Here is a 17591-nt window from a genome sequence, read left to right as displayed (position 1 = left end):
TTACGATGGAGGATTTCATTTATGTTGGTTCTTGTTTTTTTGATTGGGCTTTCAGCCTGCTTTTATGTGTACTATAAAGTAAAAGGCGTACGGGCAAAGCCATCTTTGGCAAAAGAAATCTATTCAGCAAAATCAAGCATGGCCTTAGGGTCACTAGTCCTGTTCTACGGGCTCAACCAAATGATATTATTCCATTCAGTATTAACGTTAGTAATCGGCGGTATCTTTATCGTCATAGGAGCAGGAAGCGCTTGGGCAGGTTATAAAGCCTACAGGCATTACAATCCCCTTCACGCCAAAGAAGCTGAACGAGATCACGCGTAAGGGGCGCCTGAACGTCCCTTAGCTTCTTTCCATCAGCTGCACCATCAGCATCGCTTTAGACACGATATGGCCTTGGCTGTGCACTTCCACTTCCATTTTCCCGAACTTTCTGCCGGCCTCCAAGATACGCGGTTTGACTTCGATGACCGATTCCATCTGCACAGGCTTCAAAAAGAAAATGGTGATGCTCTCTATGACGAGTTCGCCGCGTTTTTTCGAGCGCAAAAATCGGTTTGCCGCCTGCGTCAATATGGTTGTAAATACACCATATGAAATGGTTCCAAGCTGATTTGTCATTTGCGGCGTGACTTCATACTCGTAAACCGTTTGATCCTCTTTATCATCACCCTCGTCTTTAAACCCTCTTGAAACGATATCATCAAGCTTCTCCCCGACCTGCGGCTGCTTTTGAATCATTTGAAGGGCTTTCAACACATCTTGGCGGCTGATCATCCCGATCAGTTTTTGGTGGCCGTCAGTGACGGGAAGCACTTCGATTCCTTCCCATACCATCGTTTGCGCCGCTGAGGCGACAGATGTTTTCCCAATCACCGTAACGGGATTTTTAGTCATGACTTTTTCTATAGATGCATTTCGGTCATGTCCGGCAATATCTTTTGATGTCAGAATGCCATGGATTTTCATTTGATCGTCGACAACCGGGAAGCGCCCGTGGCCCGTTTCAAAATTTTTCTCATACCATTTTTCAAGTTTATCCTTGGGCGAAAGATATACCGTGCGGTCAGCGGGTGTTAGGATGTCCTCCACCAAAACAATTTCTTTTTTGATCAGCTGGTCATAAATTGCCCTGTTAATCATCGCGGCGACTGTAAAGGTGTCATAGCTCGTGGATAAAATCGGCAGTTCAAGCTCATCTGCCAGCTGTACAATGCTGTCATCCGTGTTAAAGCCCCCAGTCACCAATACGGCCGCGCCCGCTTCAAGCGCCTGCCTGTGTGCATTGATTCTGTTTCCGACAATCAAAAGATTCCCCGCTGCGGTATAACGCATCATCGCGTCCAGTTCCATCGCGCCGATGACGAATTTATTCAATGTCTTATGGAGCCCTGCCCGGCCTCCGAGCACTTGTCCGTCTATGACATTTACAACCTCTGCATAGGTAAGCTTTTCAATGTTCTCTTTTTTCTTTTGTTCGATTCTAATTGTGCCCACACGTTCAATCGTGCTGACAAACCCTTTATTTTCTGCTTCCTTGATCGCTCTGTACGCGGTTCCTTCACTTACTTTCATTTCCTTTGCAATTCTTCGCACAGAAATTTTTTCGCCGACAGGCAGTGAATCGATATACGTTAAAATTTGTTCATGCTTCGTTGCCAAGCCTTTCACCTCTAAGGACAGTCTTCTTGTTTTTATTATAAGGTTTCAAAGGATTTATACGCAATGAGGCTGGAAAATAAAAAACCATCTCCTGATGAATCAGGAGATGGTTTCATCGTTTAAAGCTCGATCGTCTCACCGACCGCCATGACTTTGCCGACTCCGCCCGGCAGGCTGTCAGCGAATGCTTCAGGGTCTTGCTCGATGACTGGGAATGTATTGTAATGCACCGGCACGACCTGTTTTGCGCGCAGCCATTCAGCCGCAAGCTTGGCGTCTTCAGGCCCCATCGTAAAGTTATCGCCAATTGGCAGAAAAGCAAGATCAATATGATTCAACTCGCCAATGAGTTTCATATCAGAGAAAAGAGCCGTATCACCCGCATGGAAAATCGTTTTACCTTCTACAGTCAGCAAAATACCTGCTGGCATGCCTGTGTAAGTGATCGTTTTGTTTTCTTCATCTGTGATGGCTGATCCATGAAAGGCCTGTGTGAGCTTCACTTTCCCAAAATCGAACTGGCGAGAGCCCCCGATATGCATTGGATGAACATTCAAGCCTTTCCAGCCTAAGTACACGGCGAGCTCGTTCGGTGCTATGACCAGCGCGTTATTTTGCCTGGCGATTTGTTCAGTATCACCGACATGGTCATTGTGGCCGTGCGTTAATAATATGACATCCGCTTTTACATCCTCCGGCTTGATATCCGTTAACGAATTCCCTGTTAAAAACGGATCAAATATAATATGATGGTCCTTCGTTTCCACTGTAATTACAGAATGTCCGTGATATGTCACTTTCATTTCTTTCACCTCGTCACGTGATTTTGATTTTTTTATTTTCCCTTTTTAAAAAGCTGAAAAACTTAGGTTGTTTGATTCTTGTTAATGACATTGAGGCCTCCGGTGGCTTCAATGACAGTCCCAGTCACAAGGTCTGAGTTTTCCTCACACAAGAAAGCGATAATCCGGGCGATATCCTCGCCTGTTCCGGACCTTCCTATCGGCGTTTTTTCTTTGCCAATTCTTATTCTAGCTTCCTCTATCGATGCTTCTTTCATGTCGCCGACAATGTCTCCCGGGCAAACCATGTTGGCGGTTATGCCGAATTCGGCTTCTTCAATGGCGATTGTCTTCGTCAAAGAAGCCAAGCCCACTTTCGCAGCGCCAAATGCCGAGCGGTGAAGCCAGCCTGGCGCGTGAGCCGCACCTTGGAATCCGTACGTAATGATGCGTCCAAATTGCTGTTTTCTCATAACAGGAATAACCGCTTTGAATAAATGAAAGACGGCACTTAAATTCCCTTCCAGCATGCCGTACCATTCATCATCAGTATAATCGGCTAACTTTTTACGTTCAAATATGTATGGTCCCGCGTTGTTAATCAAAAAGTCGATCCTTCCGAAACGGTTTAATGCAGTCTCTGCAATACGCAGCAGATCTTCTTTTTTGGTGACATCACCTTTTACAAATTGCAGCCGGTCAAGACAATCGGGACAGGCTTCCTTCAGGCGGCTGACTGCCTCCTCATCCTGTCTGTAATTGACTGTTACTGAATACCCCTTTGCAAGCAACGTTTCAGTCACTTTGCGGCCTAAACCCTTCGAACCGGCAGTAATTAAAGCATGTCGCACATGAATACCTCCCAAAGCAACGTCGCCGCTTTCAATAAAGTGTTTCTTCTTCTACTTTACTATAAAAGGCTTGCAATATCACTTTTTACACTTTGGCATACAAAAAAAGCTGCCTGTATAGACAGCTTATTCTGCAGGAGATGAAGACTCCTGATCAGGCATATCGACATAACCGCTTTGATATGCTTCTGAAATGAGCCTTGTTGTCTCCTGGCTTTCTTGTTCATCATAAATATAGCGTTCCGGTTCTTTTTTCATCATTCTGCCTCCCATCATTATAGAGGTAGGTTGGCTATAATGACGGGATTTTATGAAGGAAATTTTAACAAACTCCTGCCGCGACGCAGGCTTTCGCTTTCTCAAGCGCCTGCTCCACCTGTTTGAATCCAGTGCCCCCGGCGCTCAATCTTTTTTCAACTGCGTAGTAAGGATCTAACACAGTGTAAATATCTTCTTCAAATAGTGTGCTCGCCTGCTGAAACTCGCCAAATGGCATATCGCTTAAATAGATCCCTCTTTCAATGCATGTGTACACAAGTTTCCCGACCACTTCATGCGCTTCTCTGAACGGCATTCCTTTCTTAGCTAAATAATCGGCCAGTTCCGTCGCATTTGAAAAGTCTTGTTTTGTCGCTTGCTTCATGACGTCTTTGTTTACAATCATTGTTTGGATCATGCCTGTGAAGATTTGCAGGCTGCCCTCCACCGTTTTCACCGTGTCAAACATGCCCTCTTTGTCTTCCTGCAGATCTTTGTTGTAAGCGAGCGGAAGTCCTTTCATGGTCGTAAACAGACCCATCATATCGCCGTATACGCGCCCTGTTTTGCCGCGGATCAGCTCCGCCATATCAGGGTTTTTCTTTTGCGGCATCATGCTGCTTCCTGTTGCGTACGTATCGTCAAGCTCGATGAATTTAAACTCCTGCGAGCACCATAAAATGATTTCTTCAGAGAAACGGGATAGGTGCATCATCAGCATACTGCTGTTGCTTAAAAACTCCAAAATGAAGTCTCTGTCACTGACGCCGTCCAAGCTGTTTTCATAAATGGAATCAAAGCCGAGCAGTTCCGCTGAATAATCACGGTCGATTGGGAAAGTTGTTCCCGCGAGCGCCCCGCAGCCGAGCGGAGATTTGTTAATCCGCTTCATTGAATCCTGAAAACGTTCCTTGTCGCGCTCAAGCATCCAGAAATACGCAAGCAGATGGTGAGCGAATGAAATCGGCTGGGCGCGCTGCAGATGTGTGTAACCCGGCAGAATCGTTTCAACGTTCGCTTCCGCCTTTTCAATCAGCGCACTTTGGAAAGCCTCAATCAGCTCGATGATGTGGCCGACATGATTCTTCAAGTATAAATGCATGTCAGTCGCCACCTGGTCATTCCGGCTTCTGCCGGTATGCAGCTTGCCGCCGAGCGGGCCGATTTCGTCAATGAGCATTTTCTCTATGTTCAAATGAATATCCTCATAATCGACTGAGAATTCCAATGCTCCCTCCTCTGCTTTTTGCAAAAGGGTATTCAGTCCCTCGCGGATTTTCAGCTCTTCTTCCGCTGTCAGGATACCGCATTTTTTCAGCATGGCAGCATGTGCGAGAGACCCTGTTATGTCTTCAGTGACTAAATTTTGGTCAAATGATATGGACGCGCCGAACTCGTCGACCCATTTTTCCGGTGTTTTTTGAAACCGGCCTCCCCAAAGCTTCTTCATGCTTTAATCTGCTCCTTCTTTTTCACGATGCTGTTCACTTTTGTCGGAAGTCCCCAAAGCTCGATAAATCCAATTGCCGCATGGTGATCAAACGCATCGTCTTTTGTATATGTTGCAAGTTTTTCATCATATAGAGAATATTCTGATTTACGCCCTTCTACTATTGCATGGCCTTTAAACAGCTTCACGCGGACAATGCCTGTGACATGCTTTTGCGTTTCTTTTAAGAAAGCGTGCAGCGCGTCTTTTAACGGTGAAAACCATAAGCCGTTGTAAATGATTTCTGACATTTTTTGCTCGATGATCGGTTTAAAGTGTGCAACCTCTTTCACCAGTGTCAAATCTTCTAATTCCTTATGTGCCTTGATAAGTGTGATCGCACCAGGGCATTCGTATACTTCCCGGGATTTAATGCCGACAAGGCGGTTTTCCACGTGGTCGATACGTCCGACACCGTGTGCGCCTGCCATTTCATTCAGTTTCAAAATCAGTTCAGAAAGCGTGTAAGATACGCCGTTAATGGAGACAGGCACGCCTTGTTCAAATGCAATTTCAATCACTTCCGGCGTGTCCGGCGTTTTTTCCAGCGGAGCTGTTAAATCGTATGCACCTTCTGGCGGCGCCGCCCATGGATCTTCTAAAATGCCGCACTCATTGGCGCGTCCCCAGAGGTTTTGGTCGATAGAATACGGGCTGTCAAGATTGATCGGAATCGGAATGCCGCGGCTTGCCGCATATTCAATTTCTTCTTCACGTGACCACTGCCATTCGCGAACCGGCGCGATGACTTCAAGGTCAGGGTTTAATGATTTAATAGAGACTTCGAAACGAACCTGGTCATTTCCCTTCCCTGTGCATCCGTGGGCAATCGCCTGTGCATCTTCTTTTTCCGCAATTTCAACCAGTTTTTTCGCGATCAGCGGTCGAGATAATGCCGAAACAAGCGGGTATTTTCCTTCATACATCGTGTGGGCCTGCAAAGAGATAAGCGCGTAATCCTGTGCAAATTCTTCTTTTGCATCGATCACGTAGGAGTTTGTCGCGCCGACTTCAAGCGCTTTCTGCTGAACAAATGCCAAATCTTTGCCCTCACCGACATCCAGGCAGCAGGCGATTACATTATATCCTTGCTCTTGAAGCCATTTTATTGCGACGGAAGTATCAAGACCTCCTGAGTATGCTAATACGACTTTTTTCTGTTCTGACATGATAAAAATCCCCTCTCAACCGTGTTTCTATTTTGTATAAAAATAAATTATTTTTAATAAAAATACATTTTGTATGTATACACTTTAACAAGTACGTTTCGTTTTTTCAAGCCTTTTATAAAAAAAACTTCACCTAAATTTCAGGTGAAGTTTCGTAGTATTTATTCATTTACTTGTCTTTTCTGATTTCTCTGACCACATGTGCAAGTTCGGGAATAATCAGCTGATTCATTGCCAGCTTTACCGCGCCGCTTGAGCCTGGCGTTGAGAAAACAGCGGTATGCTGAATGACACCGGCTGTTGCTCTCGACATGATTGCGGCAGAGCCAATGTCCTCTGTATAACTCAGCATCCTGAATATTTCCCCAAAGCCGGGCAGTTCTTTTGAAAACAGCGGCGTAATGGCTTCAATTGTGACATCCCGATCTGCTATGCCTGTCCCTCCGTTTAAGAGTACCGCGTCTGTCTGTTCATCCATGCATCCCGCAAGCACTGACCGCTGCAAAGCATCCTTTTCGTCTTTTACAATTTCATATGCAGCAATGTGATAACCGGTTTCTTTTAAAAGCGAGATCATCAGCTTGCCGCTTTTATCGGTTTCCTCTGTCCTCGTGTCACTGACAGTAATCACTTTGCACCGAACGATATCGGGAGCTTCTTGTTTATGCTCTTGAACGCTCATTGGCTCACCTCTTTTATGTTATCTGTCTGTCACTATCATGCATCAACAAAAAAGCACATTCAAGAGAATGTGCTTTCATGCGATTTATTTTGCTAAACGAACAACGTCGCGCGCAATCATGACTTCTTCATCAGTCGGAATGATCATGACTTTTACTGGAGAATGCGGATAGCTGATGAAAGCTTCCTCGCCGCGCACGTTATTAAGCGCAGGATCCCAGTATACGCCCATGAATTCTAAACCGCGAAGAACGCGTTCTCTGACTTCCACACTGTTTTCACCGATACCGGCAGTAAAGATGATCGCATCTACACCGCTCATTCTTGCAGCGTAAGAACCGATGTATTTGTGGATTCTGCTTGCGAATACTTCAAGAGCCGTTTCCGCGCGCTCATTTCCTTCTTTCGTTGCTTCAACGATGTCCCGAAGATCGCTAGAGAAACCGGAAATGCCAAGCAGTCCGCTTTTTTTGTTTAATGTATTCAGTACTTCGTCAGCCGTTTGGCCTGTTTTCTCCATGATGTATGGGATCAGGGCAGGGTCGATGTTTCCAGAGCGCGTACCCATTGCAACACCGGCAAGCGGCGTAAAGCCCATAGATGTATCAATTGATTTTCCGCCTTCAACAGCTGCAATACTTGCTCCGTTTCCAAGGTGGCAGGAAATCAGGCGCAAGTCTTTTAACGGACGGCCGAGAAGCTCTGCCGCACGCTCAGTTACATATTTATGTGAAGTGCCGTGGAAGCCGTATTTACGGATGCCGAATTTTTCATAGTATTCATACGGCAAGCTGTACAGGTAAGACTGCTCAGGCATTGTTTGGTGGAATGCCGTATCAAATACAGCTACCGCAGGAACATTTGGAAGCACTTCTTTGAACGCTTTAATTCCAACGATATTTGCCGGATTGTGAAGCGGTGCCAATTCAGAAATATCTTCGATTTCCTTAATGGTTTCATCCGTTAATAAAACAGAATCGCTGAATTTTTCTCCGCCGTGAACGACACGGTGGCCAATTCCGTCAATTTCATTCAAGTCTTTAATAATGCCAAATTCCGTTAACTTATTCAGCAGCATTTTAACAGCTACCGCATGATCCGGAATATCTGTTACTTCTGTATTTTTTTCGCCGTTCACAGAAATTGTGAATACGCTGTCGGCGATACCGATTCGTTCAACTAAACCCTTCGTTAAAACGGTTTCTGAAGGCATTTCGAAAAGCTGAAATTTCAAAGACGAGCTTCCTGCGTTAATTGCAATAATTTTGGACATGATTGACGCTCCTTTATACTCTGTATCAACAACTTCGTTTTTCGTACTTTTTCCCGGTGAATATCAACATCTTCTCCGAAAAATATCTGACTTTTCCATTTAAACATTGTCATGTCTGCTTTTCAAGTCAACTTGTGTATTGATAACGCTTACAATAAGAAGTCGTTATTTTCAGACACATCCCCTATAGGTTTTGTATTGATGAACGCTTACAATTTGCGGTTTTTCCCTCTGTATTTTGTGTTTCAAAGATGGATTCAATTCGTCACGTCCGGTCTTCAAAAGCATAAATAAAAACAGCTTAGGCATCCATCTCATACGGCTGCCTAAGCTGCTTTTAAAACACTTACTTTTCTTTTTTAAACCATTCATCAAATTGAGCCATCATATCAAGCATCGCCTTTTGATTGGAGAAAGACGGAAGATTCGCAAGCAAAATTTGCCCCGGCGCTTTCGTCTTCTCTCCTTGTTTCTGAAGCACAAGAATGCTCTTGGCATGAGCTTCGTCTTTAAAAATAGATTTTGGCAGCTGCAACAGCGCGTTGATATGAACCTTATCTTTGAAAAACTGCTTCAGCTTGCCGCTTTGGGAGCTCTCAAACAAATGATTCGGAATCATAAAAAATAAGTAGCCGCCCGGTTTGGTATGCTTGACGCTCTGTTCAATAAACAGATGATGCGCGAAGGAATGGCCTTCGTCAGCTCTGAGCTCAAACGCTTCTGCTCCTTCGTCATTCGGATAATAGCCGACTGGCAAATCACAAATGACCGTGTCCACTGGATCGATAAACAAAGGCTCAAGGCTGTCCTGATGGAAAAGCTCAAGCTCTTTTTTCAGAAGGTTCGCTTGGGCATACGCAATCTTCAAGAGCACATCATCAATTTCAATGCCAAAGCTGGTTGCCGTTTTTTCAGACAGCTGGTTCAGCACGGTAAACAGAAGGTTTCCGGTTCCCAAGGCTGGATCAAGAACGGTCAGTTCCTTTTTATCCGCCATAAACTTATTCACCAAATAGCTGATGAAAAGCCCGATCGTATCCGGCGTCATTTGTCTGTTCGGATGAGAGATATCCTTCATTCCTTTAAGGACGGCAAGCTGAAAAGCTTTGCGCACCCACTCATGCTCATATGTGCCGAATTCCGCTTTTTCAAGCAGAGCCTGAAGCTGTTTGGTTTTCTGATCAGCAGGCAGTTTCAGCTGATCTGTTTTTTCAAGAAAATACATTTCTCCTGCTTCGGCCAGGGCCTCTATATATGAAATCTGCAACTCATTCTTTATAATAATCGCGGCTTCGTCTAACAGCTCATACACCGCACCTACATGGTCTTTTTGCATATGTGTTCCTCCTTGCCATGAAAAAAGCTCCGGCGGCAGCCTGGAGCTTTTTTCCCTGCTTACTTCACTAATGCCTTAGCAGCCTCAATTGGCTTTTCATAGTTCGGGTGGTTTGTTGCTTCGCTTACATATTCAGCGTAAACGACTTTTCCGTTCTCATCAAGGACAAATACGGAACGCGCAAGCAGACGAAGTTCTTTAATATACACACCGAACGCTTCGCCAAATGACATATCTCTGTGGTCAGACAGTGTTTCCACTTTGTCGATTCCGTTAGCACCGCACCAGCGCGCTTGTGCAAATGGAAGGTCTGCACTTATTGTGTAGACGTTGACATCTCCAAGCTTTGCAGCTTCTTCGTTAAAACGGCGTGTTTGTGCATCACAAACACCTGTATCAATTGAAGGGATAACAGAAATAATCGTTACCTTTCCTTTCATGTCAGCTAACGATTTTTCTTCAAGGCTGTTAGTCAGCACTGTGAAATCAGGAGCTTGATCTCCTACCTTCACTTCCTGTCCGACAAGTGTAACCGGACCGCCTTTGAATGTAATTTCAGCCATTATAATTCCTCCCTTTTGTATGTATGTCTCTATCATAGTAAAGTTTCCTGCAAACTGCAAAGTTTATGCCAAAAAAAAGTTAACTGCGGCCGGCGCAGTTAACCTTTTTTAATAATTCATATTGTTCATTTGGTTTTGATTTTGGCCCTGGCTTTGGTTCTTGTTATTTTTCTTGAACATTTGCTGAATGCGTTCAAGTGTTTGAGGGGCTGCGTCTAAAATTTTCTCTATTAAATGAGTATTTTCATCTAGATGAAGCATTCTGATCCCTGTCGATCCGACAATTAAAAACGCGATCGGCGTAATGGACACACCGCCCCCGCTTCCGCCTCCGAAAGGAAGTTTTTGTTCTCTTGTCTCATCGTCTTCCGATTTCTTTTCGGCCGGCTTTCCGCCAAACTCGCTTCCGCCTGCGGCGAATCCGAATCCGACTTTAGAAACAGTTAAAATCACACTTCCATCAGGCGTTTCTACTGGATCTCCGATGATGGTGTTAACATCAATCATTTCCTTCAAGTTTTCCATTGCGGTTTTCATTAAACCTTGGATGGGATGGTCTGCCATATACGCTTCCTCCTTAAACTGATGAATCATTCTTTGAAGTCATTCGAGCCGACGGATTCTTCTTTAATACGGATAGCTCCCGCCCGTATTTGACGAATTTGAAAGCTGCAAGCATAGCATGTCCAAAGCGAAAAAAGAATATACACTGAAAATGGGTCTTGGAAACCGGGACTTGAAACGAAGGGATCACTTCATAGACAGGTTTATTTACAAAGTCCAGGTGGTCGTAGAGCATCGCTGCGATACCGCCTTTCACACCCCATACAGCACCTGTTATCACACCTGTCACTGCCGCGTCCTGAATTCCGATAACTGTAATCCATTCCAGTTTTGTGATATGTAAATGAGCGAGAAAAGAGGCGCTGATTTTCCGTAATCTGGTGACCTGATGCAAAAGCATTTCAATCTTATTAATGCTTTGCTGCACATCGTTTTGTGTGATTTTCTTCTTTCCGCTGCTTTTTTTCATTTTAGATTCAGTTTTTTGTTTGATATCCACTGTTCCGTCTTCTTTGTTCAGCTTAATCGCCGGGATTGTTTTTTTGATCCTTATAAGGCCAAACAGCGCCGTAATTTTCAATGTCAATTTGTCATTATCATCGGCATGAAGATACTCCAGCGCAACATGGATTTTCATTCTAAAAAGCAGGACGATCCCTATGAGAATAAGAATGGCTGTCAGTGCATACACCATATTCTTCACTTCCTCTAGGAGCATTATCGCCAAATCCTAAAAAAATAAACCCGGACAGAGGTCCGGGTTATCAGTTATTTGCGGTATAATTTTTCATGCACCACGGTGGTATCCGCGATGTAATCATGAATCCCTTGTTTTGTAGGTGAAAAAGCAACAACGATATATAAAATCCAAATCTTATCAATATACCGTCCAACCACTTCACGAAAAATCACTGTACTCCATGTCAGCTTGCAATCTTGCTTCACAGAAACCACTTTGAGGCCGAACACCATTTTGCCCAGCGTCTGCCTGAAGTATTTTGTCATTAATGCGAAATAGGCAAGATAAACAATAAGCGTTGTCACACTGTAGGCCGAGAAGGTAAATATGCCGGATGTTTTCGGCAGTTCCAATACGGTAAAGAGGGGAGAAACGAGTAAATGGTTTAATCCCCATACCACGAGCCAATCAAGCAGGAAAGCCCAGAAACGAACCCAAAAGCCAGCATAGGCATGTGTCAGCTGCTCCGCTTCTTGCGGGCCTTTGATGTCATTGCGCTCTAACTCTTCATATGTCGCGTCCATTATTGTTCCCTCCTACTTCGCATAGAGATACATCATTCTCGGCGAACCGGATTGCGAAAGCATTTCTCTCATATTTAAAAAATCAATTTCACTTTTAAACATTTTGTTTGCGCCCATGGAAAACAATGAGCCTAATCCGAAGCTTTCCTCATAAGAAATGACAGAGGCGTTTTTCAAATCCTTGTGATCCTTTTTCATGGCCGAAATGGTGTCATCATAAAAACCAAGCTCATCAACGAGATTCAATTTTTTCGCCTGCCGTCCATCATACACGCGGCCGTCCGCAATTTTCTTTACCTCTGCTTTCGACATGCCGCGGCCTTTTGAAATAACATCAACAAAGCCCTCATACGAATTATCAACCATCGATTGCATGATGTTTTTTTCTTCTTTCGTCATCTCACGTGAAGGAGACATAATGTCCTTATGAGCCCCGCTCTTAATTGTTTCAAAAGAAATGCCGAGCTTATCGGCAAGCTTTGAATAATTGACGCTTTCCATAATGACGCCGAGTGACCCGGTCAGGGTTTCCGGTGTCGCAAAAATCTTATCAGCCGCCGTTGAGATGTAATAGCCTCCGGAAGCTGCCATCGAACCCATTGATACGTAAATAGGTTTTTTTGTTTCTTTCTTGATTTCTTCTAATTTCTTATGTATTTCAGCACTTTCATACACTCCGCCGCCCGGAGAATTCACCTTCAGAACGATACCTTTGACCGTCTTGTCATCTTTTGCGCGCTCAAGGTTTTTTAAGAACGTTCTGTGGTTATATCCGTCTGCACCAAGCAGACTGCTTGAGTCCCCATTATCCTGGATGGTGCCGCTGACCTCTAATACGGCAATTTTACTTGAGAGACTGCCGTTTTCCAGCGTCTTTTCCTGCGATTCATCCGTCAACGATGTAAGATCCGTTTGAGCGCCTTTGACGCTTTCAAAGAAACTCATAGAGATGCTGACGATAATAGACACGCCGAAAATCCCCAGAGCTATCACTAATGCGATCCATCTTTTTGCATTCATCTTTTCTCCTCCTTTTTCCAAACTCTCTCATTATACGATTCAATTTGAAAAATGTTTCACTTCATGAGAAAGCTTCGGCTTAACGAGCTGCCGGCAAACGTGGTACACTTATGGCCAAAGGTATTTTATCACAAATACTGGATGGCAGAAAAACTTAAATATGACAGCAAAGGGGAAATGGGATATGACCGATCAACGCCGTAATGTTTATTTTTTTCACAAACAGGACCAGGAAACAAACGAACAAGCCCGCTCGTTAACACAATTGGCTGAAGAGCATGGATTTACCGTTGTGAACCAGCACTCAGATGCCAATATTATTGCCAGCATTGGCGGGGACGGCACATTTTTGCAGGCAGTCAGAAAGACGAATTTTCGCGACGACTGCTTGTACGTCGGCATTACCAAAAAGGGGAAAGCTCATTTATATTGCGACTTTCATAGTGATGAGCGAGAAAAAATGGTCGATGCAATGACGTTTGAACAAATTGAAGTCAGAAAATATCCGCTGATTGAAGTGACAGTGGATCATGCCAGTCCTTTTCACTGCTTAAACGAGGTATCCATCCGTTCAAGCATCATTAAAACCTTTGTGATGGACGTGCTGATTGACGATCTGCACTTTGAAACGTTTAGAGGTGACGGGATGATTATCTCAACGCCTACAGGCAGCACCGCCTATAACAAGTCTGTTGCAGGAGCGGTTGTTGATCCGCTGCTTCCATGCATGCAGGTATCAGAGCTTGCATCCCTTAACAATAACACCTACCGGACACTCGGCTCGCCATTTGTCCTCAGCTCTGACCGAAAGCTGACCCTTCGTGTGGTGCAGGACGGCAACGAACACCCAATCATAGGCTTGGACAATGAAGCACTCAGCACGAGAAATGTGAAAACGATTGAAATTAAACTGTCTGACAAAAAAATAAAAACGGTCAAACTAAAAGACAATTCATTTTGGGAGAAAGTGAAGCGTACTTTTTTATAGAAAATAAAGGACAGGCCTCTGCCTGTCCTTTTGTTATTTCTCATATACAATCTGACCGTTGATCACGGTTTTTTTGACATCTAATAGATGAAGCTGTGCGGGGTCAATGGCAAACGGATCACCACTGAGAACTGTAAAATCCGCGTCATAGCCTTCCGCAATTTTTCCGCGTGACTTCTCTTTATAAATGATCCCGGCGCTTCCTTCTGTATAAAGTTTTATCGCTTCATATACAGGTAAACATTCACTTTCATTATAGCTTGGCCCGTTATGCTCATGACTGCTCTTGCGAAGCACCGCGGATTGGATCCCAAGAAGCGGGTCAACAGGCTCAATCGGAGCGTCTGAACCGCCCGCGCATAAAATGCCTTTAGACATCAAGGTTTTCCAGGCAAATGATGTCTTCATCCGGTCTTTTCCGAGACGGTCAATGACCCACGGAAAATCGCTTGCAACGAAATGCGGCTGAAGATCAAGCGCGATCGGCATGTTAGCTGCTCTCTCGATTAATTCGCTATCAAGCACTTGAGCATGAATAAGCCGATCATGCCGGCCGTTTTGGGGCGGATGCTTTTCTATTGCGTTGAGCACTTTTTCAAAAGCAAGATCGCCGATTGCATGAACTGCAACCTCCATCCCTTTTTCTCTTGCTTTTCGAATGAGGCGGTCAAGGGTTTCGTCATCATGAACCTGAACACCATGTGTTGATGGATCATCCTGATATGGTTCTTTCAATAAAGCCGTTCTCCCGCCAAGCGCCCCGTCCGCAAAGATTTTCATCGCTCCAAACTCCACATACGGGCCTGACGGCTTCTCCAGCTGCTCCCATCGGTCGACAGCTTCATGATGAACGAGCAGATGGCAGCGGAACGGATACTTTCCGCTAGCGGCAGCTTTCTCATAAGCTTTCATCGGCACCGAAACATCGCCATAATAGGACAAGTCTTCCGAATGTCCGCCTGTCAGGCCTTTTGTCCAGCAGTCCTCTATTGCAGCCGTTAATGCCTCATCAACATAGTGCTGGGAGACCGGCGGGACAGCCTTCAGAATCAAATCCTGCGCCTTATCAAAAAGGAGGCCCGTCGGCTCGCCATTTGCATCTTTTACGATGACGCCTCCGTCAGGCTCAGGAGTATTTCTTGAAATTCCCGCCGCTTGAAGAGCCGCAGAATTAACGGCTATTGCATGCCGGCATACTCGCTTGAGCAAGACGGGCCTGTCTGGAAACAGGCGGTCTAAATCATGCTTATTCAAATAGTCCGGTGTCTCAAACTGATTTTCATTCCAGCCCTCTCCAATGAGCCACTCGTCTTTAGGTAGCTGCCGCTCTTTTTCCTTTGCAGCCTGTAAAATCGCTTCTTTAGACGTCAGTGCGGACAGATCAAACTGAAGCTGTTTTTCGCCGTGGCCGATCAAATGTAAATGGCTGTCAACAAAACCGGGAAACATCACTGCTCCATTCAGGCTGATTTCTTCTGTTTCCAGGGAGCCGTACATTTCCTTCAGATGTTCATAGCTGCCGGTGCCTTTTATGACACCATCCTCAACATAAACTGCCTCTGTCCGATCGCCTTCTTCGAGCATTGTATAAATGAAACCGCCGTGCCATATCGCCTTCATTCACGTTCACTCTCTTTCTTTACGCCTTTTTATTGGCTTTGAGCTGTTCTTCACGTTTTCTTAATTCCACTCGTCTGATCTTGGCAGAAGCCGTTTTCGGCAGACTTTCCACAAATTCAATTTCTCTAGGGTATTTGTATGGAGCGGTAATCGTCTTCACATGATTTTGCAGTATTTTGACAAGCTCATCACTTCGTTTTTCATGATTTTGCAGGACAACGTATGCCTTTACGATGGAGCCTCTGATTTCATCAGGGCTTGCGACAACAGCACACTCTTTTACTTCAGGGTGCTTAACAAGCGCGTCTTCCACCTCGAATGGCCCGATCGTGTAGCCAGAGCTGATAATGATATCGTCATTTCGGCTTTCAAACCAGAAGTAACCTTCCTCATCTTTTCTTGCTCTGTCTCCCGTTAGGAAATAATCGCCGCGAATTTGTGTTTTCATTCTTTCCGGATCTTTAAAATATTCTTTAAAGAGCGCAGGCGTGCTGAGGTGAACAGCGATATCGCCAACCTCACCAGGTTTGCAGACTTCACCGTCTTCATTAATGATTTCCACCTGATTTCCCGGTGTTGGTTTTCCCATGCTTCCCGGTTTAATAGCCGTATCTTTCAAAACACCGACTAATAGCGTGCTTTCTGTTTGGCCGTATCCGTCCCGTACCTTAATGCCAAAGTGCTTTTGGAAAACATCAATGACTTCACGGTTGAGCGGCTCGCCTGCGGAAACAGCGCTGTGAAGGGCAGAAAGATCAAAGCGCTCCAAGCCTTCGACCTTCGCCATTAAGCGGTATTCTGTCGGCGTACAGCAGAAAACATTGATTTTGTAGCGGTTTAAAAGCTCTAGATATTTTTCTGCTTTGAATCTGCCATGGTACACAAAACCCGTTGCTCCGCTGCCTAATACTGCTAAAAATGGACTCCACACCCACTTTTGCCAGCCAGGGGCAGCAGTCGCCCAAACGGTATCCTTTTCAGAAATATCAAGCCAAGCGCCGGCAGAAGTTTTTAAATGAGCAAATGCCCATCCATGTGTATGTACAACACCTTTCGGCTGACCTGTTGTGCCGGAAGTATAAGATAAGAAAGCCATATCATCTCTTGTTGTGTCAGCTGTTTTAAATTGGCTTCCGTCCGCTTCAATTGATAAGAGATTTTTCCAGCCGGCATCATTCTCACCAATAGACAGTGTAATCAGTTTGTCAGCCGTACTGACATCACGGAAAGCGCCGATAAATTCGGAATAGACGATGGCGCCTTTTACCTCTGCATGTTCAATCCGGTATTCAAGATCCTTCGCGCGAAGCATTTCAGAGCACGGAATGACGACCATTCCTGATTTCAGGATAGCCATATAAACTGCATAGGCTTCAAGCACCCGCGGAACCATTACAATCAGCTTGTCTCCCTTTTTAAATCCAAGATTAGCTAAGACCGCTCCGATTTTATTTGTTTCTTCCATCAGCTTTTCATACGACCATGATTCTTGCTTGCCCGACTCATCCTCCCATAGAAGAGCGGTTTTTTGTCCAGCGGCACTAAACTTTTCCATTTCATTCACTAAATTATATTGCATAGGGGCGATTAAATCTTCACGTTTTAACACGAACAACTCCTCACTTTCTCCACCCATTATACATAAATACAGGCTCTTTCCGTAAGGATATGCCTAAAAACAGCCTCTGTAAACATAGATTTTATAGGCCGCTGGTCCTTTTTTATATGTAAAAAACGAAAAGGAGTGGGGATACCCCCACTCCAAAGCCATTATGTGAAATTGTAAATTAGAATTGTCCTCCGCCCATGTTTTGTTGAGCAAAAGATACAAGACGTTTTGTGATCTCTCCTCCAACAGAACCGTTAGCGCGAGAAGTTGTGTCTGCTCCAAGGTTTACACCGAATTCAGAAGCGATTTCTAATTTCATTTGGTCGATCGCTTGAGCAGCTCCTGGTACTAAAAGGTTGTTGCTGTTACCTGAGTTATTGTTAGCCATGTGTCTCACCTCCTTGTGAGTATAGAATGTGTTAAAACACATGGCTTCATTCAGAAAAACTTTGGTAATTGTATA

20 protein-coding genes are annotated in these 17591 nt (G+C 44.7%); 2 read left to right on the top strand and 18 right to left on the bottom strand.

The features are described from left to right. Positions 1–21: 21 nt before the first annotated feature. Positions 22–324: a YtpI family protein gene (locus tag BLL41_RS05325; RefSeq protein ID WP_014664957.1), complete on the top strand. Its 303-nt coding sequence runs from the start codon at positions 22–24 to the stop codon at positions 322–324. An 18-nt stretch (positions 325–342) separates the two neighbouring features. Here BLL41_RS05325 and BLL41_RS05320 read toward each other — a convergent pair whose 3' ends face one another. The 15 genes from BLL41_RS05320 to sppA all read right to left on the bottom strand — a co-directional run bounded on the left by BLL41_RS05320 (position 343) and on the right by sppA (position 12911). Next, entirely contained in the window at positions 343–1662 is a 1320-nt protein-coding gene (locus BLL41_RS05320; RefSeq protein ID WP_071577048.1) for a CBS domain-containing protein, read from the bottom strand. Between the two features lie 119 nt (positions 1663–1781). After that, positions 1782–2465 carry a metal-dependent hydrolase gene (locus BLL41_RS05315; RefSeq protein ID WP_071577047.1) on the bottom strand — a complete coding sequence of 228 codons (684 nt, stop codon included), beginning with the start codon at positions 2463–2465 and terminating at the stop codon, positions 1782–1784. Positions 2466–2527: 62 nt separating this feature from the next. Next, positions 2528–3295: an SDR family oxidoreductase gene (locus BLL41_RS05310; RefSeq protein ID WP_071577046.1), complete on the bottom strand. Its 768-nt coding sequence runs from the start codon at positions 3293–3295 to the stop codon at positions 2528–2530. Between the two features lie 126 nt (positions 3296–3421). After that, a complete protein-coding gene (locus BLL41_RS22970; protein ID WP_009967976.1) occupies positions 3422–3553 on the bottom strand; it encodes a hypothetical protein in 132 nt (43 codons plus the stop codon). A gap of 64 nt (positions 3554–3617) precedes the next feature. Further along, a complete protein-coding gene (gene argH / locus BLL41_RS05300) occupies positions 3618–5003 on the bottom strand; it encodes an argininosuccinate lyase (RefSeq protein WP_071577045.1) in 1386 nt (461 codons plus the stop codon). Then, positions 5000–6211 (bottom strand): argininosuccinate synthase, encoded by a 1212-nt coding sequence (locus tag BLL41_RS05295; protein WP_071577044.1) that lies wholly within the window; start codon positions 6209–6211, stop codon positions 5000–5002. Before BLL41_RS05295 ends, argH begins: the two co-directional genes overlap by 4 nt. Before the next feature lie 169 nt (positions 6212–6380). Further along, positions 6381–6893: a MogA/MoaB family molybdenum cofactor biosynthesis protein gene (locus BLL41_RS05290; RefSeq protein ID WP_071577043.1), complete on the bottom strand. Its 513-nt coding sequence runs from the start codon at positions 6891–6893 to the stop codon at positions 6381–6383. Between the two features lie 84 nt (positions 6894–6977). Next, the gene (locus BLL41_RS05285; RefSeq protein ID WP_003223511.1) at positions 6978–8165 is read right to left on the bottom strand and encodes an acetate kinase; all 1188 of its coding nucleotides are present in this window, start codon (positions 8163–8165) and stop codon (positions 6978–6980) included. A gap of 171 nt (positions 8166–8336) precedes the next feature. After that, complete coding sequence (locus BLL41_RS05280; RefSeq protein WP_141770190.1) at positions 8337–8540, bottom strand: hypothetical protein; 204 nt, start codon at positions 8538–8540, stop codon at positions 8337–8339. Then, entirely contained in the window at positions 8512–9501 is a 990-nt protein-coding gene (locus BLL41_RS05275) for a class I SAM-dependent methyltransferase (RefSeq protein ID WP_071577041.1), read from the bottom strand. Before BLL41_RS05275 ends, BLL41_RS05280 begins: the two co-directional genes overlap by 29 nt. Before the next feature lie 59 nt (positions 9502–9560). Further along, complete coding sequence (tpx, locus tag BLL41_RS05270) at positions 9561–10064, bottom strand: thiol peroxidase (RefSeq protein ID WP_003223506.1); 504 nt, start codon at positions 10062–10064, stop codon at positions 9561–9563. A 108-nt stretch (positions 10065–10172) separates the two neighbouring features. Beyond that, positions 10173–10628, bottom strand: coding sequence for a GerW family sporulation protein (gene ytfJ / locus BLL41_RS05265; RefSeq protein ID WP_004398631.1), 456 nt, complete (start codon positions 10626–10628; stop codon positions 10173–10175). 13 nt (positions 10629–10641) lie between these two features. After that, positions 10642–11322, bottom strand: a complete 681-nt coding sequence (locus BLL41_RS05260) for a DUF2953 domain-containing protein (RefSeq protein WP_071577040.1) — start codon at positions 11320–11322, stop codon at positions 10642–10644. Between the two features lie 74 nt (positions 11323–11396). Next, the gene (locus tag BLL41_RS05255; protein ID WP_071577039.1) at positions 11397–11891 is read right to left on the bottom strand and encodes an RDD family protein; all 495 of its coding nucleotides are present in this window, start codon (positions 11889–11891) and stop codon (positions 11397–11399) included. A gap of 12 nt (positions 11892–11903) precedes the next feature. After that, entirely contained in the window at positions 11904–12911 is a 1008-nt protein-coding gene (gene sppA / locus BLL41_RS05250; RefSeq protein WP_014664984.1) for a signal peptide peptidase SppA, read from the bottom strand. A gap of 184 nt (positions 12912–13095) precedes the next feature. On the opposite strand from sppA, the gene BLL41_RS05245 reads away from it, so the two are divergent. Next, positions 13096–13899 (top strand): NAD kinase, encoded by an 804-nt coding sequence (locus BLL41_RS05245; RefSeq protein WP_071577038.1) that lies wholly within the window; start codon positions 13096–13098, stop codon positions 13897–13899. A gap of 33 nt (positions 13900–13932) precedes the next feature. Here BLL41_RS05245 and BLL41_RS05240 read toward each other — a convergent pair whose 3' ends face one another. The 3 genes from BLL41_RS05240 to sspA form a co-directional block, all read right to left on the bottom strand. Then, entirely contained in the window at positions 13933–15519 is a 1587-nt protein-coding gene (locus BLL41_RS05240) for an amidohydrolase (RefSeq protein WP_071577037.1), read from the bottom strand. Between the two features lie 19 nt (positions 15520–15538). Next, positions 15539–17128 (bottom strand): acyl-CoA synthetase MbcS, encoded by a 1590-nt coding sequence (gene mbcS / locus BLL41_RS05235; protein WP_071577036.1) that lies wholly within the window; start codon positions 17126–17128, stop codon positions 15539–15541. A 178-nt stretch (positions 17129–17306) separates the two neighbouring features. Continuing rightward, positions 17307–17516: an alpha type acid-soluble spore protein SspA gene (sspA, locus tag BLL41_RS05230; RefSeq protein WP_003223491.1), complete on the bottom strand. Its 210-nt coding sequence runs from the start codon at positions 17514–17516 to the stop codon at positions 17307–17309. Positions 17517–17591: the final 75 nt, after the last annotated feature.

The organism is Bacillus sp. FMQ74 (assembly GCF_001875785.1).
GTDB lineage: Bacteria > Bacillota > Bacilli > Bacillales > Bacillaceae > Bacillus > Bacillus stercoris.
This window is presented reverse-complemented; position numbering and strand designations above follow the sequence as displayed.

What these genes read in the sequence shown, in the direction of transcription:
- sppA (WP_014664984.1), bottom strand. Translation starts at nt 12,911, where the DNA reads ATGAATGCAAAAAGATGGATCGCATTAGTGATAGCTCTGGGGATTTTC.
- BLL41_RS05240 (WP_071577037.1), bottom strand. Translation starts at nt 15,519, where the DNA reads ATGAAGGCGATATGGCACGGCGGTTTCATTTATACAATGCTCGAAGAA.
- BLL41_RS05295 (WP_071577044.1), bottom strand. Translation starts at nt 6,211, where the DNA reads ATGTCAGAACAGAAAAAAGTCGTATTAGCATACTCAGGAGGTCTTGAT.
- argH (WP_071577045.1), bottom strand. Translation starts at nt 5,003, where the DNA reads ATGAAGAAGCTTTGGGGAGGCCGGTTTCAAAAAACACCGGAAAAATGG.
- BLL41_RS05285 (WP_003223511.1), bottom strand. Translation starts at nt 8,165, where the DNA reads ATGTCCAAAATTATTGCAATTAACGCAGGAAGCTCGTCTTTGAAATTT.
- BLL41_RS05290 (WP_071577043.1), bottom strand. Translation starts at nt 6,893, where the DNA reads ATGAGCGTTCAAGAGCATAAACAAGAAGCTCCCGATATCGTTCGGTGC.
- BLL41_RS05325 (WP_014664957.1), top strand. Translation starts at nt 22, where the DNA reads ATGTTGGTTCTTGTTTTTTTGATTGGGCTTTCAGCCTGCTTTTATGTG.
- BLL41_RS05245 (WP_071577038.1), top strand. Translation starts at nt 13,096, where the DNA reads ATGACCGATCAACGCCGTAATGTTTATTTTTTTCACAAACAGGACCAG.
- tpx (WP_003223506.1), bottom strand. Translation starts at nt 10,064, where the DNA reads ATGGCTGAAATTACATTCAAAGGCGGTCCGGTTACACTTGTCGGACAG.
- ytfJ (WP_004398631.1), bottom strand. Translation starts at nt 10,628, where the DNA reads ATGGCAGACCATCCCATCCAAGGTTTAATGAAAACCGCAATGGAAAAC.
- sspA (WP_003223491.1), bottom strand. Translation starts at nt 17,516, where the DNA reads ATGGCTAACAATAACTCAGGTAACAGCAACAACCTTTTAGTACCAGGA.
- BLL41_RS05315 (WP_071577047.1), bottom strand. Translation starts at nt 2,465, where the DNA reads ATGAAAGTGACATATCACGGACATTCTGTAATTACAGTGGAAACGAAG.
- BLL41_RS05255 (WP_071577039.1), bottom strand. Translation starts at nt 11,891, where the DNA reads ATGGACGCGACATATGAAGAGTTAGAGCGCAATGACATCAAAGGCCCG.
- BLL41_RS05275 (WP_071577041.1), bottom strand. Translation starts at nt 9,501, where the DNA reads ATGCAAAAAGACCATGTAGGTGCGGTGTATGAGCTGTTAGACGAAGCC.
- BLL41_RS22970 (WP_009967976.1), bottom strand. Translation starts at nt 3,553, where the DNA reads ATGAAAAAAGAACCGGAACGCTATATTTATGATGAACAAGAAAGCCAG.
- BLL41_RS05260 (WP_071577040.1), bottom strand. Translation starts at nt 11,322, where the DNA reads ATGGTGTATGCACTGACAGCCATTCTTATTCTCATAGGGATCGTCCTG.